The sequence below is a fragment of the Sphingomonas sp. CFBP9019 genome, assembly GCF_034045155.1.
Classification (GTDB): domain Bacteria; phylum Pseudomonadota; class Alphaproteobacteria; order Sphingomonadales; family Sphingomonadaceae; genus Sphingomonas; species Sphingomonas aerolata.
Genome location: NZ_JAXCWK010000002.1, coordinates 732,730 through 759,358, shown reverse-complemented (window position 1 = coordinate 759,358; position 26,629 = coordinate 732,730). Strand labels below are relative to the sequence as shown.

Sequence of the window (26,629 nt, the reverse complement as noted above, 5' to 3'; positions counted from 1 at the left end):
GTACTTTATCGGGACTTGTTGCCGTCGGGCCACGCTTCCGGCGTTGCTTTGGCGATACCGGGGCGCACGTCCGGTCTACGCGCGCTGGATCAGGTGCAGGGCGACACGCCAGAACGGATAGGACGCGCATTGCGGCCAGGTGTGCGGGCACAGGCCTTCGACGTGCCAGCGCACGGCGAGGATCGCCAGCGTCGTCGCGATCGCGGTGGCGAGCGCGGTTAGCCAGCGCGCTTTCAGACCGATCCGCGGTTTGACGCCCCATTCGAGCAGCGCCGCCAGCAGCCAGAACGCCGCGATCTGCCAGCGGGAATAGGTGTCGAGCAGCATGAATCGCGAAAGGACGGCCAGGGCCACCAGCCCGGCCGCCAGCAGGATGTTCAGAAGGAACGTACGCATCGCGGTCTCGATCTGGAGGGGGCCTTGGCCGGGACGGGCATGGGAGACAACGCACGCCCTCCCCGACTGTCGTCCCGCGCCTGCTACTCTGAGCACATGAATGCGCTGTCCACAGCAGCGGATCATCGGACGATAGCTATAGAGAAGTGCGCGGCCCCGGCGCGGGGGCCAGGGATCTCTTTGATCCACATGGCGCTAGGTAAATGGCGGAGAGGGTGGGATTCGAACCCACGGTACCCTCGCGGGTACGCCGCATTTCGAGTGCGGTACGTTCGACCACTCTGCCACCTCTCCGCAAGGTCATCCGAAGTGCTGCGAGCAGCGCCTCCGATCGGTCGAGGGCGGGCCTCTAAATCAGACCTTGCCGCAGTGCAAGAGGGTTTTTGCAATCACGAGCGGCCCGGCTTGTGCGTCGCGAAACAGCGCTTAAATTGTCGCCATGCCCCGCCACGACATCCCCATCGACCCCGCCACCCCCGACATCGCCGCGTCCGATGCCCTCTCGTCCGAGCCGGCACCGGCGGCGGCGGTCGAGGTCGTTGCCCCGCCGATCGTCCATGCGAATTTCTCGATCGGCGATATCGTCCGGCACCGCCTGTTCGATTTCCGCGGAGTCGTGTTCGACGTGGATCCGGTCTTTGCCAATACCGATGAATGGTACGAGGCGATTCCCGAACAGATGCGGCCGAAGAAGGACCAGCCCTTTTACCATCTGCTCGCCGAGAATCGCGAGTCGAGCTACGTCGCCTATGTCAGCCAGCAGAATCTGGTGTCCGACGCGGGCGACGAGCCGGTCGACCATCCGGGCATCGCCGGATTGTTCACCGACTTTGCCGATGGTCGGTACACGTTGCGCGCCGTCCACCGGCACTGATCGCCTGCCGGGCGCGGCGTCCTGACGCGGGTCCGGCCAGGGCCTGCGATGTTTTAGCCCCCCGCATTGGCCCTTCTTGGTTGACATCGTCACGCCCCTCGCTTAGCTCCCCGGCTTCTCCCGGCGGACCCTGCGTTCGTGGGGCACATGTATTTGGAAAGTGACAAGGGCCATGTTCGCAGTCGTGCGCACGGGCGGCAAGCAGTATCGCGTCGCCGCCGGAGATAAGATCGTCGTCGAAAAGATCGAGGGCGATGCAGGTGCGTCGGTGACGCTGGGTGATGTGCTGTTGGCGGGCGAAGGCTCGGAACTGCGCTCGGTCGAGGGTTTCACCGTCGCTGCAGAGATCATCGCTCAGGCGAAGGCGGACAAGGTCATCGTCTTCAAGAAGCGTCGTCGTCACAACTATCGTCGCAAGAACGGCCATCGCCAGCAGCACACGATCCTGAAGATCGTGTCCGTCGGCGGCCAGACCGCCAAGCAGACCGAGGCTGACGCCCCGGCCGCTCAGGCATAAGGAGTAGCTTCAGATGGCACATAAGAAAGCAGGCGGCTCTTCGCGCAACGGTCGCGATTCAGCCGGTCGTCGTCTCGGCGTGAAGAAGTTCGGTGGCCAGGCATGCGTTGCCGGCAACATCCTCGTGCGCCAGCGCGGGACGAAGTTCTATCCGGGCACCAATGTCGGCATCGGCACGGACCACACGCTGTTCGCGCTGGTCGATGGCCGCGTCGTGTTCAGCCAGGGCAAACTTGGTCGCAAGTTCTGCTCGGTCGAGCTGGCAGCGAATGATGCCGCCGACATGGCAGTTGCAGCCGAATAACATCGGGTAACCATCCGGGTTGCCCACCAGGGTGACCCGGGTCGCGAAAGCGAACCTGAACAAGGGAGACGGGTCACCCCGGCTCCCTTTTTTATTGCTCCCTCCCCTTGGCTGTCGCCGTCCCGTCATCCTGACGTGGCATGCGCGCAGCCGACGACGCGAGAGGAAAAGAGCAATGTTCGCGCGCACGAAGAGACTGACCTTGCGGCCTGGCTGGCCCGAGGATGCGCCTGCGCTGACGCAGGCGATCGGGCACGAAGCCGTGATCGCCAAGCTGACGCGGGCACCCTGGCCCTATTCACTCGGCGACGCGGCGGCCTTTCTGGCGCAGCCGCGCGGCGAGCATCAGCCGCGCTTCCTGATCGACGCGCTCGACCCCGGTGCGCCGCGCCTGGTTGGCGGCATCGATATCCATGCATCGCCGGACGGGTACGGCCACGAACTCGGCTATTGGGTGACGCCCGATGCCTGGGGACGCGGCTATGCGACCGAGGCTGGCGAGGCGGTGATCGCGATCGCACGTCATGCGCTCGGGCTCCGGCGGCTCGAGGCGTTCCATTTCGTCGACAATCCCGCGTCCGGCCGCGTGCTGGCCAAGCTTGGCTTCCGGCCGACCGGGCGGGTCGAGCCGCGAACGTCGCGCGGGCGTGGCGGCGAGGCCCAGGCCGTGCTGTTCGAGCTGGTGCTCGATGAGGACCGATGTGCGCCGATGCCGATGGCGGCGTGATTCGCGCATCCCGGCCTTGAAATTGCACCACCCCGGCGAAGGTCGGGGCCCAGTTGGGGGACGTCGCTGACTGCGGTCATCGCGTTGTTACTACGACCTTTCCAACTGGGCCCCGGCCTCCGCCGGGGTGGAATGCCTGGCGACGTATTCGCCCCACATACTTTGCGGGAGAATCCGGGAGAGGAAAGGCCGCAACCGTAACTCAGGCTGTGGCCACCGCCCGCTTCTCGACCGGCAGCACCGCCGCCTCATAATCGCTTTCGGCCAGCGCGATGAGCGCGCGGTCGTCGTGTTTCCAGGGATGGAAGCCGGGCAGGAAATAGGCCGCCCAGACGCCCGCGATCTTGCGCGCCATCCCCGGATTGCCGAACGCATACCATGCCATCCGCGCCCAGATCCGCGGGCCCGTGAGCCCGTCCTGCCGCAGCAATTCGGTCATGCCGCGCGCCCGCCCCGTGAAGAAGCGCCACGTGGTGATCAGCATCACCAGCGACTTGACCCGCCAGCGGGTAAACCGCGGCCAGTCGCGGGTCGCATGCAGCCAGGTGTCATAGGCGACGCCCTTATGCTCGATCTCCTCGGCGGCGTGCCATTGCCACAGCGCCGCGGCCTGCTGGTCGCCGCCGGCGAGGTGCCGGGGGTTCGCGATCAGTTCATGCGCGAGCATCGCGGTGAAATGCTCGAGCGCGGTCGTCGCGGCGAGGCTCGCGATCGGCGGGCGCCCCTTGGTCAGCGCGAGCGCGGCGTCGACATCAGCGATCAGCGGCGCGACGTCATACCCCTGGTCGGTGACGTGCCGGTTGAACGCGACATGCTCGCGGGTGTGGATTACCTCCTGCTTGATGAACGCGTTGATCTCGGCGGTCAGCTTGGGCGGCGTACCGTCGCGAAACCGGCGAACGCTGTCGACGAAATAGCCCTCGCCCTTGGGGAAGGTGACCGACAAGGCGTTGTAAAAGGCCGTCGCGATCGGATCGTCGTTCAGCCACCACCGGCGGATCGGCGCGCCCCGGCCAAAACGACGATCGCGCGGCGTGATCGTCAGATCGACGGGTGTGGTTGCTTTCGCCACGGAAACCTCCAAACAGAGACAGATCGTCATTACTGACACAGTTGTAAGTAGGTTTTTCATTCCGTGACGTCAACACCCCGCAAGCGCCTCTCCCCGACCGAATCGCGTGATGCCGCCGTCGAGGCCGCGCGCGCGCTCCTGGTCGAAAGCGGTCCCGGCGCGGTCACGTTGAAGGCGGTTGCGGGCCGGATCGGGCGGACGCACGCCAATCTGCTCCACCATTTTGGCTCGGCCGAGGCGCTGCAGACCGCACTGATCACGCGGATGGCGGCGGACATCGTCGGCACGATCGGCGCCGCGGTGCTGCGTGTCCGCGCGGGCGAGCTGGATCCGCGCGAAGTGGTCGAGATGACGTTCGACGCATTCGGCAAGGGCGGCGCGGGCGCGCTGGCGAGCTGGATGATCCTGTCGGGCAACACCGACGCGCTCGACCCGATTCTCACCGCGATCCACGATCTGGTCGACGAACTTGCCGAGGGCGACATGCCCGGCGACCAGCCAATCCAGGACCAGACGCTGACGCTGGTCCTGATGGCGCTGGGCGACGCGTTGATGGGCGCGCCGATGGCCCGCGCGCTCGGCCTGCCCGCGACCAGGGCGCGCGAACTCGCGCTCGACGCGCTGCTCGCGAGCAAGGACGCCGCCGCCTGCCCGTCGGCCTGAGCAACGCCGACCAGGGTCCGAGTCGCAGAGGCTGGCGATTTTCGCCAATTTCGCTATGGGGCGGCGATGCATTTTCTAGACCAAGCCAAGATCTACGTACGTTCGGGTGAGGGCGGCCCCGGTGCCGTCAGCTTCCGCCGCGAGAAATTCATCGAATATGGCGGCCCCGATGGCGGCAATGGCGGCAAGGGCGGCGACATCGTGTTCGAATGCATCGCCGGCCTGAACACGTTGATCGACTTTCGCTACACACAGCATTTCCGTGCCCCGCGCGGCTCGGGCGGCTCGGGCTCGAACCGCACCGGCGCGGGCGGCGAGGACCTCGTCATCCGCGTCCCGCTCGGCACGCAGGTGCTGTCGGAGGACAAGGAGGAGGTGCTGATCGACTTCACGCAGGTCGGCCAGCGCGAAGTGCTGTTCCGCGGCGGCGATGGCGGCCGTGGCAACGCCAGCTACAAGACGTCGACCAACCGCGCTCCGCGCCAGCACGGCACCGGCTGGCCCTATGGCGAGGCCTGGGTCTGGCTGCGACTGAAGCTGCTTGCCGATGCGGGTCTCGTCGGCCTGCCGAATGCGGGCAAGTCGACCTTCATCAACCAGGTCACCAACGCGCAGGCCAAGGTCGGCGAATATGCCTTCACCACCACCCGGCCGCAGCTGGGCGTGGTTCGCCACAAGCAGCGCGAATTCGTCGTCGCGGACATTCCCGGGCTGATCCAGGGTGCGGCCGAGGGCGCAGGCATCGGCGACCGGTTCCTCGGACATATCGAACGCTGCCGCGTGCTGCTGCATCTGGTCGATGCGAACGACGCGGATGTCGGCGAATCCTACCGGATCGTCCGCGACGAGCTGGCCAATTACGGCGAGGGCCTGACCGACAAGAAGGTGATCGTCGCGCTGAACAAGACCGACATGCTCGACGCCGAGCTGATCGCGGCGCTGTCGGCCGAACTGGCCGAGGCCAGCGGCGCCGAGGTGATGGCGATGTCCGGCGCGAGTGGTGCCGGCGTGGAGGCCGTGCTCGACAAGCTGATCGGCGAGATCGGGCCCGCGCCGGGTGCGCCGAAGGAGCTGGCGGAGGGCGAAGAGCCGGTCGCATGGTCGCCGCTGTAGCGTTCAAAACCGCTCCGTAGCCCGATCATGTACGCCATCGTCATCCCCGCGCAGGCGGGGATCCATAGCCTCAGGGGTATGCGATTCGGTGGTGAGGCCAGCCAATATGGGTTCCCGCCTCCGCGGGAATGACGATAGGGTGTTGCAGGCTATGACGACCTACGGGGAGGACCTACGGGGTCGACCAATGATGTTTCCGCCGTCCTCCTGTCCCCGCCTGATCGTGAAGATCGGTTCGGCACTGCTCGTCGATCCCGACGGCAGCGTCCGGCGCGACTGGCTCGCCGGGCTCGTCGCCGACATCGCCGCGCGCACCGGTGCCGGGCAGCAGGTCGCGATCGTGTCGTCCGGGGCAATCGCGCTCGGCGCGCGGCGGCTTGGCCTCGCCAAGGGCGGCCGCGCGAGTCTCGAGGACGCGCAGGCCGCCGCCGCCACCGGGCAGATCGCGCTGAGCCAGGTCTGGGCCGAGCTGCTCGCCGCGCAAGGCCTGACCGCGGCGCAGATGCTCGTCACGCTCGACGATCTCGAGGACCGCCGCCGCTATCTCAACGCCGCCGCGACGCTCAATCGGCTCCTGTCGCTTGGGGTCGTACCGGTCATCAACGAGAATGACAGCGTCGCGACCGCAGAAATCCGCTTCGGCGACAATGACCGGCTCGCGGCGCGGGTCGCGCAGGCCGCGGGCGCGCAGGGTGTGATCCTGCTCTCCGACGTCGACGGACTCTATACCGCCAATCCGCATGTCGACCCTTCGGCCACCCACATCGCCGATGTCCCGCGGATCGACACGGTCGCCGCGATGGCGGACGACGGGTCGGGGTCCGGAATGGGATCGGGCGGCATGGCATCGAAGATCGCCGCCGCGCGAATCGCCACGGCGGCGGGCATTCCGCTCGTGATCGCCTCGGGCCGGATCGACCATCCGCTCGCCACCCCTGCCCGCCATACGATCTTCAGCGCCGAACGCACCGCGTCTGCGCGGAAAGCCTGGCTGGCGGGCGGGCTGACCGCGAAGGGCACGATCCATGTCGACGCCGGCGCCGCCGCCGCGCTCGGCCAGGGACGCAGCCTGCTGGCCGCGGGTGCGACGGGGCTCGACGGGGGCTTTGTGCGCGGCGATCTGGTGACGATCGAGGGGCCGGCCGGCACGGTCGCGCGCGGTCTCGCAGAATATGACGCGGCGGACACCGCGCGTCTGCTCGGCCGTCATAGCGACGATCACGCCGCGATCCTCGGCTATGCGCCGCGCTCGGCGCTCGTCCATCGCAATCATCTGGCGCTCGTATGACTGCCGCGCAAATGTCGATCTGGAGCGAGCCGTCATGATCCTGGCCATCACCGGCGGCACCGGGTTCGTCGGCAGCCACCTGATCGACCATGCACTGGAGACGGGACACACGATCCGCGCGCTCGCGCGCAAGCTGCAGGCCAAGCGCATCGGCGTGACCTGGATCGAAGGCGCGCTCGATCGCCCGAAGAGCCTGGCGACGCTGGTCGAGGGCGCGGACGTGGTGATCCACGTCGCCGGCGTGGTCAATGCCGCCGATCGCGCGGGCTTTGCCGAGGGCAATATTGCTGGCACCCAGGCGATTGTCGACGCGACGCGGTCGGCGGGGATCCGCCGCTTCGTCCAGGTCTCGTCGCTGGCGGCGCGCGCGCCGGCGCTTTCCAACTATGGCTGGTCGAAGGCCGAGGCGGAGACGTGCGTCGCAGCCTCGGGGCTCGACTGGACGATCGTCCGCCCGCCCGCGATCTTCGGCCCGCGCGATCACGACCTGCTCGACGTGTTCAAGGCGGCGCGGTCGGGGTATGTGCCGATGCCCCCTGCCGGCACGCGCGTCTCGCTGCTCTATGTCGAGGATCTGACCGCACTGCTGCTCGCGCTGGCCGAGATCCCGGTCGCGCCGGCGATCATGGAACCCGACGACGGTACGCCCAAGGGCTGGGACAATCGCGACTTCGCGCGCGCGATCGGCGTCGCGGTCGGCAAATCGGTGAGGCCGCTGTCGATGCCGCGCGTGATCCTGTCGCTGGCGTCCGCCGCCGACCGTCTCGTCCGGCGCGGCAAGGCCAAGCTGACGCGCGACCGGGTCCGCTATTTCTGCCATCCCGACTGGGTCTCGCACACGCCGCCGCCGGCTGCGCTCTGGACGCCCTCGGTCCCGACGCCGAAGGCACTGGCGCAAACCGCGGCGTGGTATCGCGCGGCGGGACTGCTATAGCGCCGAAAAGCCGCCGCAATTCGCTGTCAGGATTGCGTCGACACCCGGAAGGAATAGCATGAGCGACCGTCAGCAGATCTACGACACCGTCACCGCGCAGATCGAGCCGTTCAACAAGAAGGGCGTCGCGCTGAGCGATGCGACGACCTTCCAGGGCGATCTCGAATGGGACAGCCTGACCGTCATGGATTTCGTTGCCGCGATCGAGGATGAATTCGACATCATCATCACGATGAACATGCAGGCCGAGATCGAGACCGTCGGCCAGCTGGTCGATGCGGTCGCGAAGTTGAAGGCCGCCTGAGTCAATGCCCGCCCCTGCCCCTCGCCCATAACCCCCGTTCGTGCTGAGCGTAGTCGAAGCACATGAGACACAGGCCCTTCGACTTCGCTCAGGGCGAATGGCAAGGGGCGATACCGTCCTGATCTGGAACCGAACATGACCGAAGCCGCCACCACCGCCCACGCCCTCCCCGTCGATCCCCCCGAGGTCGCGCCCGAACGCGATCTGATGAGCAAGTTCGACGGGCTGATCGCCGAACGCGAGGCGCTGGTGAAGTCCGGCGTGCGCAATCCGTTCACGATCGTGATGGACGAGGTCAAGTCGCCGACCCAGGCGGTGATCCGCGGCAAGGACACGATCCTGCTCGGTACCTATAACTATATGGGGATGACGTTCGACCCCGACGTCATCCAGGCGGGCAAGGACGCGCTCGAGAAATTCGGGTCGGGCACCAATGGCAGCCGGATGCTCAACGGCACGTTCCACGACCATATCGACGTCGAGCAGGCACTGCGCGACTTCTACGACATGAGCGGCGCGATCGTGTTCTCGACCGGCTACATGGCCAATCTCGGGATCATCTCGACGCTCGCGGGCAAGGGTGAGTACGTCATCCTCGACGCGGACAGCCATGCGTCGATTTATGACGGCTGCAAGCAGGGCAATGCCGAGATCGTCCGGTTCCGCCACAACGACGTCGCCGATCTGGACAAGCGGCTCGGCCGCCTGCCGAAGGAGGCCGGCAAGCTGGTGGTGCTCGAAGGCGTCTATTCGATGCTCGGCGACATCGCCCCGCTGAAGGAGATGGTTGCGGTCGCCAAGAAGCATGGTTGCATGGTGCTGGTCGACGAGGCGCATTCGATGGGCTTTTTCGGCCCCAATGGCCGCGGCGTGTACGAGGAGATGGGGCTGACCGACCAGGTCGATTTCGTCGTCGGCACCTTCTCGAAATCGGTCGGCACCGTCGGCGGGTTCGTCGTGTCGAACCATCCCAAGTTCGAGATGGTCCGCTTCGCCTGCCGCCCGTACATCTTCACCGCGTCGCTGCCACCGTCGGTGGTCGCCACTGCCGCGACGTCGATCCGCAAGCTCATGACCGCGCACGACAAGCGCGCGCAACTCTGGAAGAATGCACGGGCGATGCATGCGGGCCTCAAGGCGATGGGCTTCAAGCTCGGCACCGAGACGTCGGATTCGGCGATCATCGCGATCATCCTGACCGATCAGGAACAGGCGATCGCAATCTGGCAGTCGCTGCTCGAGGGCGGGCTGTACGTGAACATGGCACGCCCGCCGGCGACGCCTGCGGGCACGTTTCTGTTGCGCTGTTCGCTGTGCGCCGAACATACCGACGCGCAGGTCGAGACGATCCTCTCCATGTTCCGCGACGCGGGTCGCGCCGTCGGCGTGATCGGCTAGCAGCCGGCCGCTGTCATTGCGTCGGGAGCAATACGCACGCTATCGTCGCGGGGTGACGCAGGACGAGGCCGACGCGGCAGCCCTTGGGGGCGGTGCGACCTGGCGGACCATCACGCTCATCGTGATGGCGCTGCTGGGCGCCGCCGTTCTGGTCGGGCTCATCGCCACGCTGAGCAGCGCGAACCGTCAGCGCGACAGCGCGTTGCGGCTGCAGGCGCACAGCTATGACGTGATGATCCTCGCGCGCACGCTGTCGAGCACGATCGCCCGGTCCGAAGCGTCGCTCGGCCGCTATGTGATCAGCGGCGACCGGCAACTGGGCCGGCTCTATTTCGAGGAATGGGTCCTGGCCGGGACGCAGCTCAACCGGCTCGAGCGGCTGACCTACGACAATGGCGAACAGCGCGGGCACATCGCCGAACTGCGCCAGGCCTATGAAGACCGCGGCCGCGAGCTGTCGATGACCGCGCTCAGCACCAATTACGGCAAGAATTCGCAGGCGTTCGCACGCTATTACCAGGGCCGCAATGCCCCGACGCTCATCGCGATCAACCGGACGCTCGACCGGCTCATCGCGCGCGAGCGGGCGCTGCTCGACAACCGGACGTCGCGGGCGATGGCATCAGTCGAACGTTCGAGCTCGATCGCGGGCGTGCTGGCGGTGTTCGGGATGCTGATCGTGCTCGGCGCGATCGGGCTGGGCTGGTTCACGATCCGCGCGGTCAGCGACCGGGCAGTCGCGCAGGCGGACGCGGACATGGAACGCAGCCGCGCCGAGGAACTGTCCGCTGCGGTCGAACAGGCGACTGCCGAGTTGCGCGTGCAGGACGCCAAGTTGCGCCAGGTCCAGAAGATGGACGCGGTCGGCCGCCTGACCGGGGGTATCGCGCATGATTTCAACAACATGCTTGCCGTCATTCTGGGCGGGCTGGAACTGGCGCTGCGCAACATCGCGCGCGATCCGGCGACCGCGCGGCGGCACATCGAGAGCGCGACCGATGGCGCTACCCGCGCCGCCGCGCTGACCCGCCGGCTGCTCGCCTTCAGCCGTGAGGATTCGCTTAAACCCGAAACGATGGGGGTTGCAGGTCTGGTCGAGGGCATGTCCGACCTGCTCGACCGTACGCTCGGCGATGCGATCACGCTGCACGTGGTCGACGCGTCCGAGGGCTGGCGGGTCCGCGCGGATCGCGTCCAGCTCGAAAATGCGGTGCTCAACCTTGCGGTCAACGCGCGCGACGCGATGAACGGCCGCGGCACGATGATCGTGACCACCGGCGCCGCGGTGCTGGCCGCGGGCGCGATCGGCGACTGCCCGGCCGGTGACTTTGCCACCATCACGGTCGCAGACGACGGCAGCGGCATGTCGCCGGACGTCGCCGAGCGCGTGTTCGAGCCGTTCTTCACCACAAAGGAAACCGGCAAGGGCACGGGCCTTGGCCTCAGCCAGATCTTCGGCCTCGTCCGGCAGCTGGGTGGCGAGATCGCGATCGCCAGCGTGGTGGGCGAGGGAACGACGGTGACGCTCTACCTGCCCCGCGACACCAGCGATCCCGCGATCGAGCCGCAACCCGTTCTGCCGTTTGCGGACCTGCCAGAGCCGGTGCAGCCCGTCGCGCCGACGGGGCTGAACGTGCTGGTGGTCGAGGATGATCCCCGCGTGCTCGCCGCGACGATCGGTGCGCTCGAGGAGCTTGGCCATCATCCGGTCGCCTGTGACGACCCGACCCATGCGGCGGCGATGCTCGCGCGTCACGGCGCGATCGACCTGATCATTTCTGACGTGCTGATGCCGCGCCAGACGGGGCCCGAGATGATCGCGGCGTTGCGGCCGCTATTCCCCGACATTGCGATCCTGTTCGTCACCGGCTTTGCGGGCGAGGCCGCGACGAGCGAGTTCGGCGAGCATGAGGTGTTGCGCAAACCCTTCACGCTGAGCGGCCTGGAACGCGCGGTCGCGGCGGCAATGGGCACCGACCGCCCTACCCCGCCCCGCCAGATGGCGGCCGAATAGACCGTGACAGGCCCGCCCCGTCCGCCCTATATCCCTGACCCTATATCCCGCGCGAAAAGCTGATATAGACCCGCCCCACGCCTCGCGTTCGAGGCGCTCGCAGAGCCCCCGCTTCATGAAATCCATCGATCGCTACATGGCCCGGCTGATCGCGGTCCCGCTCTTTTCGACGCTGATCATCGCGGCGATGCTGCTCGTGCTCGACCGGATGCGCCGGCTGTTCGATTTCGTCGCGACCGAGGGCGGACCGATCAGCGTCGTCTGGCGGATGCTCGCCAATCTGCTGCCCGAATATCTCGGCCTCGGGATTCCGATCGGGCTGCTGCTCGGTATCCTGCTCGCGTTCCGCAAGCTCGCGACGACGTCGGAACTCGACGTCCTGCGCAGTGTCGGGATGAGCTATACCCGGCTGCTGCGGGTGCCCTATATGTTCGCCATCGTGCTGGCGATCGCCAACCTGCTGATCGTCGGCTATCTCCAGCCGATCGCCCGCTATTATTACGAGGGGCTCCGCTTCGAGCTGCGCACGGGCGCGCTCGGCGCGTCGATCAAGGTCGGTGAGTTCACGCATCTGGGCGACCGGATGACGCTGCGGATCGAGCAGAGCCGCGACAAGGGGCGCGAGCTGTCGGGTATCTTCGTCCATGCGCAGACGCCCAAGAACGACTGGATCGGCGTCACAGCGGAGAAGGGACGCTTCCTCGCGACCGACGATCCCAACGTCATCATCTTCCGTCTCGCCAACGGCACGCTGATCCACGAACGGCCCGAATTCAAGACGCCGCGCGTGCTGACCTTCAGTAGCCATGACCTGCCGATCAACCTGCCCAAGTTCGAGAGCTTCCGCGTCCGCGGCGGGCGCAACCTCGAATTCACGCTGCCCGAACTCGCACGTGCGGGGCATGAGGCGGCGACGCCCGAGCTGCGCGATGCGAGCCGGTCCGAATTCCACTTCCGGCTGGCGGAGGTGGCGATGATGTTCCTGCTGCCGATGCTTGCGGTGGCGCTCGGCGTGCCCGCGAAACGATCGACGTCCGGTCTCGGCGTCTTCCTGTCGATCGTGATGATCGTCACCTATCACAAGGTGAACCAATATGCGGCGGACGTCGGCGAGCTTGGCCGGATCGACCCGCTGATCGCGCTCTGGGTGCCGTTCACGGTGTTCGCAGGGCTGATCCTGTGGATGTACTACACCATCGCCTATGTGCCCGGCGGCGAGCCGATCGGTGCGCTCGAGCGCGGCGTCGGCCGGATCGGCAAGGCGATCACCAGCCGGCTGCCCGGGCGCCGCAAAGAGAAGACGGCATGAGCAGGATCACGATCTTTCCGTCGCGCACGGTCGCGGTCTATATGGGCCGGCTGTTCATGACGCGGACGTTCAGCATCCTCGCGGCGCTGGTGCTCGTGCTCCAGGCGCTCGACCTGCTGAGCGAGTCGGGCAACATCCTGGCGCAGGCGGGGAATGGCGACGCCCAGGTCTGGCAATATGTCAGCCTGCGCGCACCGCAGATCATCGCCTTCGCGCTGCCCTTCTCGGTGCTGCTCGGCACCATCCTGACGCTGATCACGATGAACCAGAACAGCGAGATCATCGCGCTCAAGGCGTCGGGGCTGTCCGCGCATCAGGTGCTCGCCCCGCTGCTGATCGCCAGCCTGGTCGTCGCGATCGTCAGCTTCAGCTTCAACGACCGCGTCGTGTCGCGCGCCACCGCCACCCTGTCGCAGTGGCAGAAGGTCAATTACGGCGCGATGCCGATCGACCGTGGCGACCGTGCCAATGTCTGGGTCCGCGACGGCGACGACCTGATCCAGGTGAACCAGACGCGCGGCAAGGGCGCGGGCACGCGGCTCGGCGGGGTGACGCTCTATGATCGTGCTGGTGGAAGCCTCGTCTCGATCATCCGCGCCCCCAATGGCAAGCGCGTCGCCGGGGGCTGGGAGATCGGCCCCGCGACGCGGTTCGACGTCGCCAGCGGCACGCTGACCACGCTCGGGTCGGTGGTCGTCGGGCGCGATGTCCGGCCCGACCAGTTCACGCTCGCGAGCGTCGACGCCGACAGCCTGTCCTTCGGCGCGCTGAAGGCGGCGATCGGCGATCTGGCCGACGCGGGGCGCCCGACCAAGGCACTCGAGGGATCGCTCTGGCACAAGCTGTCGGGACCGCTGTCCTCGGTGCTGATGCCGCTGCTCGGCGCGGTCGCGGCGTTCGGCATCGCTCGCTCGGGCAAGCTCTTCGTCCGCGCGGTGATCGGCATGGGGCTGGGCTTCGCCTATTTCGTCGCGGACAATTTCGCGCTCGCGATGGGCAATCTCGGCGCCTATCCGCCGTTCCTCGCCGCCTGGGCGCCCTTCCTCCTGTTCTTCCTGATCGGCGAGGCGGTGCTGTTCCGGACCGAGGAATAGCCGCTGTACGAACCGCGTGATCGTCGATATCCGCAGCGGCTGACGACGAAGCGCTGAGGGGCGAGCCAATGGCCGGTACGATAACGATCCGCAAGGTCGAGACGAAGCGTGATCGCAAGGTCTTTGTCGATGTGCCCTTCGGCCTCTATCGCGACGATCCGCACTGGGTCCCGCCGCTCAAGACCGAAGCGCTCGGGCTGATCACGCCCGAGAAGAATGGCTGGTTCAGCCATGCCAAGGCGCAACTGTTCCTCGCCGAGGAGAATGGCCGGGTCGTCGGTCGCATCTCCGCGCATATCGACACGCTCGCGCTCACCATGCCCGCCGAACAGGGCTTTGGCCCCGGCGTCGGCCAATGGGGGCTGATGGAGGCGGAGAGCGAGCCGGTGTTCCAGGCTTTGCTCGCCGCCGCCGAGGATTGGCTACGCGCACAGGGCATGGCGCGGATGCTCGGCCCGATCAGCATGTCGATCTGGGAGGAGCCCGGTCTCCTCGTCGAGGGCTATGATCACGCGCCGACGATCATGATGGGGCATGCACGCCCCGAATATCGTGACTGGGTCGAGCGGTCGGGCCAGGTCCCGGTCAAGCGGCTGATGACCTATGAGGTCGACGTCACGCGGCAATTCCCGCCGATCGTCCAGCGGATCATCAAGTCGGGCGAGAAGAATCCGCGGATCGTCATCCGCGAGGTCGACAAGTCGCGGTTCGAGGACGAGGCCGCGATCATCCTAGCCATCCTCAACGATGCCTGGTCGAGCAACTGGGGGTTCGTGCCCCTGACGCCGCCCGAGATCAAGGATGTCGGGGTCAAGCTCAAGCCGATCGTCTTCAACGACCTGATCCGGATCGCCGAGGTCGACGGCAAGCCCGTCGCGTTCATGATCACGCTGCCCGACCTGAACGAGGCGATCAAACCGCTGCGCGGGTCGCTCCTGCCGTTTGGCTGGGCCAAGCTGTTGCTGTGGCTGCGCAAACCAAAGGTGAAGACGGTCCGCGTGCCGCTGATGGGAGTCGTCCGGGAGCTGCAGTCGTCACGCATGGCAAGCCAGCTCGCCTTCATGATGATCGAATATATCCGGCGTTCCGCCTCGCAGGATTACGGCGCGACCCGCGCCGAGATCGGCTGGATCCTCGACGACAATCAGGGGATGCGCTCGATCGCCGAGACGATCGAGAGCCGCATGAACAAGGTCTACCAGGTCTACGAAAAGACGCTCTAGCGGCCGTATGACCGGCCTGCGATCAGCCGATCAGCCCGTCGCCCTGTGCCTCACGCGCGAGGATCCGGCCGATCGCGTCGAACAGCGAATCCATCGCGACCGGCTTGAAGATCACATCGTCGGCGCCCGCGGAAAGACAGCGCTGGCGAAGGTCGGGGGCGACGTCCGCGGTCACGACGATGATCGGGACCATGCCCTTGGCGTCGGACCGCGCGCGGATGTGGCGGATCGCGGTGATCCCGTCCATGCCCGGCATGCGCAGGTCGACCAGCACCATCTCGAAATCCTGCTCGTCGAGGATTTCGAGGCCACGCTCGGCGCTTTCCGCCTCGACCATCGTCGCGCCGGCCACGTCGAGCATGTCGCCCACCACGCGGCGGTTCATCCGATCGTCCTCGATGAACAATATGTTCAACATATCCTCCGTGACGGGTCGACCGGGAGAGGCGCACTGTCCGTCATTGCTAGGCGTTTACGCATCAAGCCGCCCGCGAGACAAGATCGGGAATTGCGTTGTTTTTAACTACCGGCGACGCGAAGATCGCTTCGACCAGATCCGCACCCGATACAGGCTTCGCAACGATGCGTGTAATGGCAGTCGTGAGCAATGCCGGATCGTCGAGCCGATCGGCGGGCCACAACAGCGTCGTCGCGGCATCACCCGCCGCCCGTGTCAGCTGCTCCAGCGCCGGCCCCGGATCTCCACCGGCGCGCAACGTCGCATCGTCGATCACGATGTTCGCGACGACCGTCTGCGCCAGCAGTGTGACAGCCTCGTCGATCGAGGCGGCGGTCAGGACGATGTCGCAATGCGGTGTCACCAGCGTCCGGAACATGCTGCGCATGATGGGATTGCGGTCGATGATCAACGTCGCCGCGCCGGTTCCCTGATCGGCCCCCAGGTCGCCGAGCGCGATCGCCTCCGCATGGACCAGCGGCAGGCTGAGCGTGAACGTGGCGCCCTGCCCTTCGCGGCTGGTGACCGTGACGTCGCCATTCATCGCGCGCGCGAGGTTGCGACAGATCGACAGGCCGAGCCCGGTGCCGCCAAACTGCCGCGTCGTTCCGGCATCCGCCTGGCGGAAGGATTCGAAGATCTCGTCGAGCTTGTTCGCCGGAATGCCGATGCCCGAATCGGATACGTCGAGCCACAGCCGGTCTTCACCGGTCCGCAACGCCACCGTCACCGCGCCCTCGCGGGTGAACTTCAGCGCATTCGACAACAGGTTGAACACGATCTGCCGCACTCGCGCGGCGTCGCCCATGATCCGGGCGGGGCAGTCGGCCATGTCGAGCGTGAACGACAGCCCCTTCGACCGGGCCTGCTCCTCCCACATCTGCGCAGCATCGGTCACCGTGGCGCACAGATCGAACGGCGCGAACTCGATCGTCAGGTTGCCGGTTTCCATCTTGGCGATGTCGAGAATGTCGTCGACCAGCGCGCGCATCGTCGCCCCCGCGCCGCGCACGATGCCGAGGCGATCGCGCACATCGGGCGCCAGGCCGGGGTCCGCGAGCATCACCTCGGTCATGCCCAATATCCCGTTCAGCGGCGTGCGGATCTCGTGGCTCGTCGTGGCAAGGAATTCGGTCTTCGCCGCGAGTGCCTTGCCAAGCGCGGCATTGGTGATCGCGAGATCGTCATTCGCCGCCCGGACCTTGTCGCGACTGCGACGGATCGTCACCAGGCCGATCGCGAGCATGCCAATGATGATCGAAACTGCGGCGATCGCGCCGATGAACATCAGCCGCTGTGTCTTCGCCCGATCCTTCTCGTACCGCACGCTGCGCTCGAGGTCGTTGGCGCGCAGCTTCGAAATCTTCAGTTCCTGATTCGCAAAGTCGAATCGTGCCGCCAGCAAAGCCGTGCTCATATTGGTAGCAAGCTTGGTCGCCTGATCATCCAGACGCTTCTGCGCCTCGAGATGGACGAGTGCGTCTGCAGGGCGGTCGAGCGCTTTGTAGATTACATAAGCTGTCTGGTGCGCTTCCCTAAACGACAAGCTGGTTTTTTCGACATCGACGCCCGCAAAACGTTCCGAAATCAGCGCCAACGCGCGCTGCAGATTGCCCTGCTTTAACGCAACTTCGGCGGCGATCGGCAGGAGCTGAACGCGCCACACCGCAGCTTCTGATCGCAGGGTAAGGCGCTGGCTCGACGCGACGGCCTTCGCTGCCGCAGCGATCTTACCAGCCTTGAGAAGCGTCCTAGCAATATTTCCCTGGATACGGGATTGCAAAAGCGGGCTTTTCATCTGCCCCGCGAGCCGCAGGGCGTTGCCGTACTGCGCCGCGGACTGATCGTAACGGCCAAGATCCTGCAGATACGACCCCCTGTTATTATAGATTGAAACTAGCAGACCAGGATCGCCGTCATAAGTGTCCAGTGCTTGGCCCAGATACTTCAGCGCCGACTCGGCATCATTGCCGTCGCCATAGAGCGCCGCAATCAACATCAGCGCCTTTGCGCGGTTGCGACTATCCGAAAGCGCGCGGAAGATGTTGTGCGCGTTCTGGTAGTCGGCCAGCGACGCGGCGACCTGCCCGCGCGCCGCATGCACCCCGCCCCGCGACAGCAGGACGTTGGCGTGCAGGTTCGAATTGGGGTCGCGCCGCTGAACGATCGCCAGCGACCGCGCGATGAGCAGTTCGGCATGATCCGGGTCGCTGACCCGGATCAATGCCTCACCCTGCAACCACCAGGCGGTGGCGAGCGCGTTCTCCTTCCGGACCGGATCATTGATGCCTTGGGCGATCGTCTCGGCTGCCTTTGCCTTACGGATTGCCACGGAAGGATCGACCTGCATCGCCGACTTCGCGTCGGCGATCGCGGCGTCGAACCGTACCGCCGATGTCGCGGCGGACACTTTCACGACCGGGGCCGCAGCCGTCAGAAAGGGCGCTGCCAACATCACGCCCACCGCCAGGCTGCAAGCGATCACACGCGATCGGATCGACCTGTGCATTCAGCCGCTCTTCCGAAAGGCCGCCACCCGCGTGAAAGGCGACCGCACATCCTGCGCGATTGCGAGGTGACGTTCCTCCGCCAGGAACGGGAGCAGCGCATCGAGCCCGATCGGGCGGCTGATCAGGAATCCCTGCACCATGTCGCACCCCATGACCGACAGCAATGCCATTGCTGCCGGGGTTTCAACCCCTTCTGCCACAACTTCCATCTCGAGCGCATGCGCCAGATCAATGGTCGACCGGACGATCAGCGGATCGCGGTTCGAACTGGTGAGTTGCGTGACGAAGAGCTTGTCGATCTTGAGCTCGCTGGCGGGAAGCTGCTTGAGATAGGCGAGCGACGACAGGCCGGCACCATAATCGTCGATCGCGATCACGATGCCGATATCCGCGAAGATCTGCAAATTCCGGATCGCGCTTTCCGGATCGCGAATCACCGACGTCTCGGTGATCTCGAAGCCCAGACGCGCGCCGCTCGACGTGATCATCTCGCACGCCTGCCGCACGAATCGCGCATCGGCGAGCAAGACGCCGGCGATATTGATGAAGATCGGCAGTTCATGACCATGCGCCGCCAGGATCCGCTGGTCGCCGATCACCTGCTCGATCGTCCATAGCGTGAGCGCAACGATGTCGCGACTCTCCTCCGCGATCGGGATGAAGTCGCTCGGCAACACGAGGCCGCGCTGCGGATGGCGCCAGCGGACCAGCGCCTCGACACTGACGATCTCCTGCCGACGCAGATGGACCTTGGGTTGATATTGAAGGAACAGCTGGTCGCCGCCGATCGCCTTGTGCAACTCGCGCGCCAGCATCAGCCGGTCGAGCGACGCGCTGGCCGCCGATGCGTCGCGCGCGATCGGTCCGCGCTCGACCCGAGCATCGGCAAGCGCGAGCTCGGCTTCCTCGACCAGGCGAACCTCGTCGTGCTGTGGCGCACGGACCGACGCGCCGCCCAGCGTCAGGTCGACATGATAGAGCTCGCCATCGATGTCGAACGGCGTGGTGAAGGCGTGCGCGATCTGGTCGAGCGCCAGATCGAGATCGCTCTGCTGATCCCCCAGCAGCGCGATGTCGATCAGGTCGCGGGCGGCGATTTCGGTGCGCGACTGTGGCAGCAAGGCTGCGATCCGGATCGCGATGTCGCCGACCAGCGTGTCTGCACGGCCCCGCCCGACATGCCGGCGAAGCATCGCGAAATTCGCCACTTCCGCCAGGATGACGAACTGCCAGCCATGATAAGCGACCGGAAGGCAAGGCACAGTCACGTGCTCCGGGACGTCAGTCATAGGACCGCCCCGTCGACGCATACCCGCACTCACGCACGTCGCAACGGCAGTCGGAAGGAAGATGCGACCGGTCATTCATCTCCGAAACGCTAGCTGCCGATACTGAAGATAGCGTTAAGCCTCCCATTACGACACGTAAACATGGTTAACGATCAATAAACCATGTTGTGTTTCAATTAACGCCTGATTAACTTTATCAAGCGTCCGAAACGGCGTGAATAAGGGAGAAAAAAGTGCTGAAGTTCATTCTTTCGCTCGTCTATGGCGACTCGATGCGCCCCTGGTAAACAGGTGCCGGCCCGGCGTTTTTGGAAAGATCCGCGGTTTCGTGGTTCGGCTTCCATCGGCACCGGGCCAATTTGACGACGTTCAACTATAGTAGTTTAAGATCCAGACCGGCCTGCCCCCCCCGGCCCGCCGCGAACGGCATTGCCCCGTGCGCTGACCGCCACGTGGCACAGGCGTAGAGCCGCCCTGCAAGACCGTATCGGGTCATGCATCAGCGACAGCCGTCATTCCTGTCATCAGTCCGAACGGACCACCACATCGCCGGCGGAAAGCCCGGGCACCCGGCATCGTCTCGCGAACGGCTCAGGCCTTCGCGCAACATCGCCGTGCCCGCACACGCGACGTCAATGGACGCGCGAGCCTGTCCGCAAGCGGAAATCACCGATCAAGCGAGATCCCGTGGCGGGCGTGATTCGCGCCGCCACGGGATGAGGTGATCAATAGTCCTTGGAGTATTTCACGCTGGCGTTGGTCCCGCCCTGCGCACCGGCCGACGAGAGCAGGCTGAGCGCCTTGGTCAGGGCAATCTCCAGCTGGGTCGAGGTGAAGCCCTTCGCGTCGGTCACGATCTCCACATAGATGTTGTCGGTTAGGTATTTGCCTGCCGCAAGGCTGGTGCCACGCCCGCTGGCCTCGTCTGCGCCAAGGACGCGGAGACGATCGAAGCCGGTCGCCGAACGCAGCTTGCCGAGCGGATTCAGACCGCCACCCGATCCGCGCAATGAATTGAGCGCGGACGCCAGCTGGATCGCCTCGGTCGCCGAGAGATTCTCGGGGTTGGTGCCGAACAACAGCCGGCTCAGCACCTCGTCCTGCGGCAGCGCCGGGGTCGAGGTGAAGGCGATCTGCGGGCGCTGACCGGTGCCCGTGACGTTGATGACGACGGTGATATTGTTCGTGGTCGTCGTCGCCTGGATGTTGATGTCCGGATCGGTCAGCGCCCCGCCGCGGAAGCGGATCGTGCCGCGATTGACCTCGAATCGCTTGCCCGCGAACGAATAGGTCCCGCGGACGATGTCGAGCCCACCGGTGACGACCGGCGCGGTCGACGTGCCGGTGATCCGCATGTCCATCTCCCATTCCGATTCGAGACCCATGCCGGACACGAACAGCTGGTTCGGCGCCCGCACCCGGAGGTCGAGCTTGATCAGGCTCGGCGGAGCGGGCCGCGCCGGACGATCGGTCGGCAGCGCCGGCCGGATCTCGCTCTTGCGGCGGATACCGGTCAGCTCGGCCACCTCCGCCTGACCCTGGCGGATGATCTCGTAGCGCGCCTCCGGGATCTGCAGGTCACCCTTGAGCAGTCCGCCATCGCGGCCATAGGTGAACCGCACCGACCCGGTCGTCGTCGCACTGAGCGCGTCGCTCTTGGCAAGCTGTGCATTGTCGAGGGTCGCGCGCAGATCGATCGGGAAGCCGCTGTCCGCGGCAAGCCCGACGCTGCCCTGGGCCTGTACACTGCCATTGCCGGCACGGGCCCGCAGCTGCGTCAGTTCAAGCCGGTCGTTGTTGAACCGCGCATTGATCGCCATCTGCGACAGGCGCGTGCCGTAGACCTCATTGTCATAGGTCAGCGAATCGGCCCGTACGATGCCGTTCAGACGCGGCGCCTGAACGCGCCCGGAGAAGTCCGCCGCGATCGCGATCGGCCCGGACAGCTGCTGGTTGGGCAGCGCGGCCAGGCTGAACAGCACTGCCGATGGCCCGTTATACCGGATGCCACCCGACAGCGGTGCCGCCATCAGTCGTTCCGACCAGGACGCGCCAGCGCCCAGCGGCCGGAGATTGGCGACCATGCGCCCCACCACCGTCGTCCCGCGCCGGACCAGCGCGCGGCCGGTCCCGCCATCGGCATTGAGCGTGCCGGCGAACACGATGTCGACCGCATCGGACACCGCCGCGATCCCCGTGCGGGTGAAGTTGCTCACCGTCGCACGGACGTTCGCCGTCGGCACCGCAGTGCTGTTGGCCTGGGCGAAGTCGAGGCTGCCCGTCGCGGTGCCGCCGATCCCGAGGTTCGGCATCAGCGCGCTCAGCACCGACAGGTCGAGCTTGTCGAGCCGCGCTTGTGCGTTCAACCCGCGGCCATAGCTGCCGGCAAGACGCGCTGCGCCGGCCGCGGTCCCCTGACCAAAGTCGATCCGGGTCGGCGAAAGGCGATAGACGCCCTGCGTCGCCTGGATCCGCGCGGGATTGGCAGTGCGGAAGTCGATTCCGTTCGCCTGGCCCTTGAGCGCAACGAGATAGTTCTCGGGGCTCAGCTTCGCATTCATCGCGAGGCGGAATGGTACGCCGCTCGACCCCGTCGCCAGTGCCTGGGCGGTGCCCTTGCCACCGACGTAATTCACCTTTGCGCGCGCGGCGGACAACACGACCTCGCCGTAGCGCATGTCGGCGATCTGGACGTCGGCGATCACTTCGGGCGCCTTGGGATACAGCACGGCGCTGGCATCGACGATCGCGCGGCCGATCGTGAAATCGACCATGCCCGGAATCTTTGCGCCATAGGCCCGCGCGGCGACATCGGCGCGCTGATACCCGCCCTGGTTCGCGAGACGGACATTGCCCGTCAGTCCCTGCCCCGCGAACTGCAGCGCACCGGCGAACGGCCCCGCCGCACTCTGCACGATCCGGCCGCGTGCAACGATGCCCGCGAAGACCGCACGGCGCACGTCGACCGCAAGCTGGGTGCCCGGCGTTACGAGCACATCGGCGGTGAAGGGGCCGTAATCGGTGCCGCCGCTCGCGACGACGGCATAGGCGCCGTTGCGCCCGACGACCCGCGCCTGGAGATTGACCAGCCCGACGCCGACGCCCGGCCGCGGTGCACGCAGGACGACGACCGGCGCGGTCGCGCTGCCCGTGACCCGCGCCGACAGCGGCCCGTAGACGGTCGAATAGGCATCGGCGTTGACGAGCACCGCGCCGGTGGCCGGATCGAACCGCCCCTCGCCGCGCGTCACGCGGAATTGCGGCGCGTTCATGCGGAGGTTGCGGAAGGTCACGATCCCCTCGGGACTGTACCCGATATCCGACCGGACGATCGCGTTGCCGCCGAGGAAGCTACGCGCGCCCTCGTTGAAGATCTGTGCGGTCTGCGCGACGACGCGACCGGTGATGCCGAACCCGCCATTGGGGCCCGGCACTAGCTTCGCATCAGTCGTCAGGTTGACGATGCCGATCCCGTCGACGCGGTAGTTGTTGACCCGCCCCTTGAGCGCGCCGGTGTAGCGTCCGGTCGACATGTTCGCGACGACGACCGCGGTCGCGTCGATCTTGTCCGAACGGATCTTGAGATTGTCCGACAGGACGTTGACGCCGGAGATCGCGAAGTCCCCGTCGATCGCGACGTTGGTCGCAAGACCGCCAACCGCCGCATTGAGCCCGGTCACGCGACGCGCGCGGGCCTTGATCGGCAGGAGGATGCGGTCGGCATTCACGCGCGCAAGACCCTCGGCATAGAGGTTCTCGACACCCATTTCGCCAAAGGCGATCGTTGCCGCCCGGACCTTGTAGTCGACCGTCGGAGTCGCGAACGCCCCGTCGAGGACGACGCGCGCGGTGACATCGCGACCGCGCAGATTGGGCAGGATCGCCCCCGGGGTCAGAAGCTTGGCATTGACCGCGAAATTGGCGAACCGGCTGTTGGCGAGATCGATCAGGCCGCCGGCATCGACCGCGAGCGCGTCCGACTTCAGCGTCATGCGCGTGTCGGCCTTGCGGTCGTTCAGCGTCGTGTCGATCGACACGTCGAGCTGTGGCGCGGTCAGGCGCTCGACCGGTCCTTCGAGATAGAGGCCGGGGCGGGTCGCGCCGCGCACCTCGATATGACCGTTCTTCGCGGTCAGGTCGAGATTGGCGAGCTCGCCGCCGCCCAGCGTCGCGACCGCACGGCCGCGCCAGGCGGCCCAGCTTCCGCGTCCATCCACCGTTGCGGTCAGCGGTGCCTTGAGCGACCCCATCGTCGCGACCACGCCGCCAACGGGCGCGGTCAGCTTGACGTTGACGTCGAGCTTGTTCTGTTCGGGCACCGCATCGAGCTTGAGAATGAGGCTGTCACCGCCGGCAATGCCGGGGCCGGTCAGCGCGGCAGCGTTGGTCGTCAGCTGTGCACGCTTGTCGGCGATATGGACCGCACCGTCGATCTTGAGGATATGCGTCTGGCCCGTCACCGGCTTGCCGATCACGAACCGGTCGATCACCAGCCGGTTCACGTCGATATCGAGATCGGGCAGCAGCGGCGCGTTGGGATCGGTCGGGGTCGCCTTGAGCACCGGACGCCGTTGCAGCGTGACGAGCGGCGTGGTCAGCGACCGGACGTCGACATGGTTGCTGGCAAAGGCGAACGGGCGCCAGTCGACGCGCAGCTTCGGGCTGGTGAGGAACACGCCGGTCGGGTCCGACACGCGGACGTCGCTGAGCGTCATCGCGCCGTAGATGGATCCGTCGATCCGGCCGACCTTGATGTTGAGACCGGACGCGGTCGTATAGCCACCGATCTGATCCGCGACGAGGCGGCGACCGGGATCGGTGTTGATCCCGAACAGCACGATCAGCACAAGTGCGATCAGCGCCACGATCAGGATCACGATCCCCTTGAGGATCCGCTGCCACAGCGGCCGTTGGGCGACGACGTTGTCGTCAGCCTGATAGATAGGTCCCTGGTCGGCAGGGGGTGCGCCGTTTTCGGCCATCAGAATGCCTGCCCGATCGAGATGTAGAGCGCGACCTTGCCGTCGCCCTCGCGTGGGTTCAGCGGCGTCGCGACGTCGATGCGCATCGGACCGAAGCTGGTGTAGAAGCGACCGCCGATACCCGCGCCGTAGCGCAGGCTCGACAGGTTCGGCGTGCTGCTCTCATAGCTGTTGCCCGCGTCGATGAACGGCACGATGCCGAAATCACCGAACCGGTAGCGCGCCTCGAGCGCGAACTCGTTGAGCGAGCGGCCACCAACCGGATCGCCATTGGGATCAAACGGTCCGAGGCGTTGATAGCCATAGCCGCGGACCGATCCGCCGCCGCCGCCATAATAGCGCCGCGAGGGTGCCAGATCGTCGCGCGCGACGCCCTGGATCGTTCCCGCCTTGGCGCGGCCGGCGATCACGATGCTGCTCGACACGGGATAGTAGAAGGTCCCCTCGACCATCGCGCGGACATAGGGTTTGACCGAGCCCTGCACCGATGTTTCGGGGCTGGCGTTCAAACGCAGGCGGAAGCCCTTGGTCGGGTTCAGCAGGCTGTCGGAGCGGTCGAACAACAGCTGCCCGGGCAGCGCGACGATGCCGTAGGTGCGCCGGACGTTTCGCCCCTGCGCGAAGTCATAGACGCTCTCGTTCGTGCCGACGAGCTCGCCGCCGTAGTAATAGGTGATCGGCTTCTGCCAGATCGGCGTCGAATCATAGCTCCAGCGGATGCCGACGCTCGTCGTGAACGCCTCATAGGCGTCGTAGTTCGAATGATTGGCCCCCGCCGTCAGGCTGAAGGTGCGGTCGCGACGCCCGGCATTAGCGCGCCGGAACGTGCCCGCAAGCCCCTGTTCCTGCGTCCCCGCGATCACCGACGCGAGCAGGCCACCCTCATAGGGGAAGAGGTTGCGATGCTGCCAGGTCCCCTCGGCGCGGAAGCCCTGCCCGGTCGAGAAGCCGACATTGCCGCCCAGCGTGCGCGCCGGGCCCTTTTCCTGCCGGACCAGCAGGTCGACCTGCTCGGTGCCGTCGGGGTTGGTGCGGCCGGTCCGCTGCGGCACCACCGAGACGCTCTGGAACAGGCTCGTCGCGACCAGCGCGTCGCGCAGGTCGTCGGTCATACGGTTGTCGTAGAGCTGCCCCGCCTCGAACCGCGGAAAGACGTTCAGATGCTCGATGTCGAACACCGCGTCGCCTTCGGTGCGCAACTGCCCGAACGAGGCGCGCGGCCCCGTATCCACGGGCAGCGTATAGGCACCGGTCGGGACCTGCGCCTCGTCGTCGAGCAGGATGTCGCGCTCGCCGACCTTGACGAACGGATAGCCCATCTGCGGCAACATCAGCGAGACATTGGCCTCCGCCCCCTGGATCCGGTCCGCCTGGATCGGATCGCCGACCTTCAACGGCAACTGGCTGCGCACCAGATCCGGCGGAATGGTCTGCGCGGTCTTCACGTCGATCGAGCCGAGCGTGTAGAGCCGTCCCGGCTGCGCGCTGACGATTGCCTTCAGCCGCCCGGGCTTTTCGGGCACGGTTTCGATCGTCGAGACTGCGGTCGCGTCATAATAGCCGAGCGACTTCAGCAGCCGGACGACCAGCGCCTCGTCTTCCTTCGCGCGCGCCGAAACCTGCGTCGTGTTCGCCGCCTTGCCGCCGCCCTTCAGCGCGGACAGGGCCTTGTAGCGCGCCTCGAGCCCGTCGCCGGCATCGGCCAGACCCTTAATCTCCGCGTCGTAACGGATCTCGGGCGCATCCTTGTCCTTGATGTCCGCAGCAGTCGCCAGTGGTGCCGTGTCGTAGCTCGCGAGCGCGGGAAGCGGCACGACCAGCTGCGGATCTTCGGGACCGGTGGGGGGCAAGACGGCGCCCGACGCGGTCGTCGCGGGGGTCACATCCGTCGCGGGGGTCACGGGCGCCGTCTCGCTCGCCATCGGCTCGAGCGGTGCGTTGATGTCGTTCGAAAGCGGCGGCAGCGCCTGGTTGAATTCCGCGTCGGGGACGATCGGGGCGTTGCCCTTGGGATCGGCGACACCTGTGTCGGATCGCTGCTCGGCCGTGGGTGCGTCGGGTCCCTTTGCGGGCGCGGTACCGGGCTTTGCGAGCTGGGCTTCGCCGGGAGCGGCCACACTCGCCGCCAGAGCGATCGCGAGCCAATAGTGCCGTCTTGTCG

The 26,629-nt window shown here is 66.3% G+C and carries 21 protein-coding genes and 1 tRNA gene; 14 read left to right on the top strand and 8 right to left on the bottom strand.

What is annotated here, in order from left to right; genetic code table 11:
• Positions 1-75: 75 nt before the first annotated feature.
• Positions 76-396, bottom strand: coding sequence for a hypothetical protein (locus SOM18_RS07620; RefSeq protein ID WP_031441336.1), 321 nt, complete (start codon positions 394-396; stop codon positions 76-78).
• Between the two features lie 204 nt (positions 397-600).
• Positions 601-690 (bottom strand) — tRNA-Ser (locus tag SOM18_RS07615).
• Between the two features lie 145 nt (positions 691-835).
• Between SOM18_RS07615 and hspQ the strand changes: the two genes are divergently transcribed.
• The 4 genes from hspQ (at position 836) to SOM18_RS07595 (ending at position 2,818) form a co-directional block, all read left to right on the top strand.
• The gene (hspQ, locus tag SOM18_RS07610) at positions 836-1,270 is read left to right on the top strand and encodes a heat shock protein HspQ (protein WP_081874363.1); all 435 of its coding nucleotides are present in this window, start codon (positions 836-838) and stop codon (positions 1,268-1,270) included.
• Between the two features lie 172 nt (positions 1,271-1,442).
• Positions 1,443-1,787 (top strand): 50S ribosomal protein L21, encoded by a 345-nt coding sequence (gene rplU / locus SOM18_RS07605; RefSeq protein ID WP_031393729.1) that lies wholly within the window; start codon positions 1,443-1,445, stop codon positions 1,785-1,787.
• A 13-nt stretch (positions 1,788-1,800) separates the two neighbouring features.
• The gene (rpmA, locus tag SOM18_RS07600) at positions 1,801-2,091 is read left to right on the top strand and encodes a 50S ribosomal protein L27 (protein ID WP_031393730.1); all 291 of its coding nucleotides are present in this window, start codon (positions 1,801-1,803) and stop codon (positions 2,089-2,091) included.
• Positions 2,092-2,266: 175 nt separating this feature from the next.
• A complete protein-coding gene (locus tag SOM18_RS07595; RefSeq protein ID WP_031441337.1) occupies positions 2,267-2,818 on the top strand; it encodes a GNAT family N-acetyltransferase in 552 nt (183 codons plus the stop codon).
• Positions 2,819-3,020: 202 nt separating this feature from the next.
• On the opposite strand, the gene SOM18_RS07590 is transcribed toward SOM18_RS07595, so the two are convergent.
• The gene (locus SOM18_RS07590; RefSeq protein ID WP_042467462.1) at positions 3,021-3,920 is read right to left on the bottom strand and encodes a metal-dependent hydrolase; all 900 of its coding nucleotides are present in this window, start codon (positions 3,918-3,920) and stop codon (positions 3,021-3,023) included.
• Positions 3,921-3,953: 33 nt separating this feature from the next.
• Between SOM18_RS07590 and SOM18_RS07585 the strand changes: the two genes are divergently transcribed.
• The 10 genes from SOM18_RS07585 to SOM18_RS07540 all read left to right on the top strand — a co-directional run bounded on the left by SOM18_RS07585 (position 3,954) and on the right by SOM18_RS07540 (position 15,230).
• Positions 3,954-4,553: a TetR/AcrR family transcriptional regulator gene (locus tag SOM18_RS07585; protein WP_031441339.1), complete on the top strand. Its 600-nt coding sequence runs from the start codon at positions 3,954-3,956 to the stop codon at positions 4,551-4,553.
• A 66-nt stretch (positions 4,554-4,619) separates the two neighbouring features.
• Positions 4,620-5,666 (top strand): GTPase ObgE, encoded by a 1,047-nt coding sequence (gene obgE, locus SOM18_RS07580; RefSeq protein ID WP_031441340.1) that lies wholly within the window; start codon positions 4,620-4,622, stop codon positions 5,664-5,666.
• 187 nt (positions 5,667-5,853) lie between these two features.
• Positions 5,854-6,954, top strand: a complete 1,101-nt coding sequence (gene proB, locus SOM18_RS07575; protein WP_031441341.1) for a glutamate 5-kinase — start codon at positions 5,854-5,856, stop codon at positions 6,952-6,954.
• A 34-nt stretch (positions 6,955-6,988) separates the two neighbouring features.
• Positions 6,989-7,888, top strand: a complete 900-nt coding sequence (locus SOM18_RS07570; RefSeq protein WP_320481499.1) for an NAD-dependent epimerase/dehydratase family protein — start codon at positions 6,989-6,991, stop codon at positions 7,886-7,888.
• A gap of 58 nt (positions 7,889-7,946) precedes the next feature.
• Entirely contained in the window at positions 7,947-8,192 is a 246-nt protein-coding gene (locus tag SOM18_RS07565) for an acyl carrier protein (protein ID WP_031394130.1), read from the top strand.
• Positions 8,193-8,327: 135 nt separating this feature from the next.
• A complete protein-coding gene (spt, locus tag SOM18_RS07560; protein WP_031394131.1) occupies positions 8,328-9,590 on the top strand; it encodes a serine palmitoyltransferase in 1,263 nt (420 codons plus the stop codon).
• A 124-nt stretch (positions 9,591-9,714) separates the two neighbouring features.
• Positions 9,715-11,604, top strand: coding sequence for an ATP-binding protein (locus SOM18_RS07555; RefSeq protein WP_081874368.1), 1,890 nt, complete (start codon positions 9,715-9,717; stop codon positions 11,602-11,604).
• A gap of 115 nt (positions 11,605-11,719) precedes the next feature.
• Complete coding sequence (lptF, locus tag SOM18_RS07550; RefSeq protein ID WP_031394134.1) at positions 11,720-12,913, top strand: LPS export ABC transporter permease LptF; 1,194 nt, start codon at positions 11,720-11,722, stop codon at positions 12,911-12,913.
• Positions 12,910-14,007, top strand: coding sequence for an LPS export ABC transporter permease LptG (lptG, locus tag SOM18_RS07545; RefSeq protein ID WP_031394135.1), 1,098 nt, complete (start codon positions 12,910-12,912; stop codon positions 14,005-14,007). Before lptF ends, lptG begins: the two co-directional genes overlap by 4 nt.
• A 68-nt stretch (positions 14,008-14,075) precedes the next feature.
• Positions 14,076-15,230, top strand: a complete 1,155-nt coding sequence (locus tag SOM18_RS07540; RefSeq protein ID WP_031441344.1) for a hypothetical protein — start codon at positions 14,076-14,078, stop codon at positions 15,228-15,230.
• A 22-nt stretch (positions 15,231-15,252) separates the two neighbouring features.
• Here SOM18_RS07540 and SOM18_RS07535 read toward each other — a convergent pair whose 3' ends face one another.
• From SOM18_RS07535 to SOM18_RS07515, 5 genes are all read right to left on the bottom strand, one after another.
• Positions 15,253-15,645: a response regulator gene (locus SOM18_RS07535; protein ID WP_031394137.1), complete on the bottom strand. Its 393-nt coding sequence runs from the start codon at positions 15,643-15,645 to the stop codon at positions 15,253-15,255.
• Positions 15,646-15,709: 64 nt separating this feature from the next.
• Complete coding sequence (locus tag SOM18_RS07530) at positions 15,710-18,196, bottom strand: ATP-binding response regulator (RefSeq protein ID WP_320481498.1); 2,487 nt, start codon at positions 18,194-18,196, stop codon at positions 15,710-15,712.
• The gene (locus SOM18_RS07525) at positions 18,197-19,486 is read right to left on the bottom strand and encodes an EAL domain-containing protein (RefSeq protein WP_081874364.1); all 1,290 of its coding nucleotides are present in this window, start codon (positions 19,484-19,486) and stop codon (positions 18,197-18,199) included.
• 725 nt (positions 19,487-20,211) lie between these two features.
• Entirely contained in the window at positions 20,212-24,468 is a 4,257-nt protein-coding gene (locus SOM18_RS07520; protein ID WP_031441347.1) for a translocation/assembly module TamB domain-containing protein, read from the bottom strand.
• Positions 24,468-26,585 carry a BamA/TamA family outer membrane protein gene (locus SOM18_RS07515; RefSeq protein ID WP_320481497.1) on the bottom strand — a complete coding sequence of 706 codons (2,118 nt, stop codon included), beginning with the start codon at positions 26,583-26,585 and terminating at the stop codon, positions 24,468-24,470. The genes SOM18_RS07520 and SOM18_RS07515 overlap by 1 nt, the downstream gene beginning before the upstream one ends.
• Between the last annotated feature and the right edge of the window lie 44 nt (positions 26,586-26,629).

What these genes read in the sequence shown, in the direction of transcription:
- rplU (WP_031393729.1), top strand. Translation starts at nt 1,443, where the DNA reads ATGTTCGCAGTCGTGCGCACGGGCGGCAAGCAGTATCGCGTCGCCGCC.
- SOM18_RS07540 (WP_031441344.1), top strand. Translation starts at nt 14,076, where the DNA reads ATGGCCGGTACGATAACGATCCGCAAGGTCGAGACGAAGCGTGATCGC.
- lptG (WP_031394135.1), top strand. Translation starts at nt 12,910, where the DNA reads ATGAGCAGGATCACGATCTTTCCGTCGCGCACGGTCGCGGTCTATATG.
- lptF (WP_031394134.1), top strand. Translation starts at nt 11,720, where the DNA reads ATGAAATCCATCGATCGCTACATGGCCCGGCTGATCGCGGTCCCGCTC.
- rpmA (WP_031393730.1), top strand. Translation starts at nt 1,801, where the DNA reads ATGGCACATAAGAAAGCAGGCGGCTCTTCGCGCAACGGTCGCGATTCA.
- SOM18_RS07595 (WP_031441337.1), top strand. Translation starts at nt 2,267, where the DNA reads ATGTTCGCGCGCACGAAGAGACTGACCTTGCGGCCTGGCTGGCCCGAG.
- SOM18_RS07525 (WP_081874364.1), bottom strand. Translation starts at nt 19,486, where the DNA reads ATGACTGACGTCCCGGAGCACGTGACTGTGCCTTGCCTTCCGGTCGCT.
- proB (WP_031441341.1), top strand. Translation starts at nt 5,854, where the DNA reads ATGATGTTTCCGCCGTCCTCCTGTCCCCGCCTGATCGTGAAGATCGGT.
- SOM18_RS07520 (WP_031441347.1), bottom strand. Translation starts at nt 24,468, where the DNA reads ATGGCCGAAAACGGCGCACCCCCTGCCGACCAGGGACCTATCTATCAG.
- SOM18_RS07530 (WP_320481498.1), bottom strand. Translation starts at nt 18,196, where the DNA reads ATGCACAGGTCGATCCGATCGCGTGTGATCGCTTGCAGCCTGGCGGTG.
- SOM18_RS07570 (WP_320481499.1), top strand. Translation starts at nt 6,989, where the DNA reads ATGATCCTGGCCATCACCGGCGGCACCGGGTTCGTCGGCAGCCACCTG.
- hspQ (WP_081874363.1), top strand. Translation starts at nt 836, where the DNA reads ATGCCCCGCCACGACATCCCCATCGACCCCGCCACCCCCGACATCGCC.
- obgE (WP_031441340.1), top strand. Translation starts at nt 4,620, where the DNA reads ATGCATTTTCTAGACCAAGCCAAGATCTACGTACGTTCGGGTGAGGGC.
- SOM18_RS07590 (WP_042467462.1), bottom strand. Translation starts at nt 3,920, where the DNA reads ATGACGATCTGTCTCTGTTTGGAGGTTTCCGTGGCGAAAGCAACCACA.
- spt (WP_031394131.1), top strand. Translation starts at nt 8,328, where the DNA reads ATGACCGAAGCCGCCACCACCGCCCACGCCCTCCCCGTCGATCCCCCC.
- SOM18_RS07620 (WP_031441336.1), bottom strand. Translation starts at nt 396, where the DNA reads ATGCGTACGTTCCTTCTGAACATCCTGCTGGCGGCCGGGCTGGTGGCC.
- SOM18_RS07565 (WP_031394130.1), top strand. Translation starts at nt 7,947, where the DNA reads ATGAGCGACCGTCAGCAGATCTACGACACCGTCACCGCGCAGATCGAG.
- SOM18_RS07555 (WP_081874368.1), top strand. Translation starts at nt 9,715, where the DNA reads ATGGCGCTGCTGGGCGCCGCCGTTCTGGTCGGGCTCATCGCCACGCTG.